Below are 229 nucleotides of genomic sequence, written 5' to 3'. Positions count from 1 at the left end.
GTCACACTGGCAGCCAGCCGCGTGCCGTCCTTCATGGTGATGAAGACATTGTTATTGGTCACCATGCCCGGATACAGCGGCGCTGGGTTGTAATCCACCCACTGGCCGCTGCCGACCTTCGGCGCCGCCTGCGGCACGCTCTGCGCGCTGCGCGTGCCCAACGTGGTCCAATGCGCGGCCTGCCCGGAGCTCCCTGCTCCGCCCTGCTGCTGCGGATCGACCTGAGAAC

At 66.8% G+C, this 229-nt stretch carries 1 protein-coding gene; it reads right to left on the bottom strand.

Going from position 1 to position 229, the window contains the following annotated elements:
• The coding region (locus tag Ga0451573_RS19610; RefSeq protein ID WP_231685900.1) for a hypothetical protein at positions 1-229 on the bottom strand (229 nt) is incomplete at both ends.

This window comes from Phosphitispora fastidiosa, from assembly GCF_019008365.1.
GTDB lineage: Bacteria > Bacillota > Thermincolia > Thermincolales > UBA2595 > Phosphitispora > Phosphitispora fastidiosa.
The sequence above is the reverse complement of the archived record's forward strand: the minus strand, read 5'-3'. Positions and strand labels throughout refer to the sequence as shown.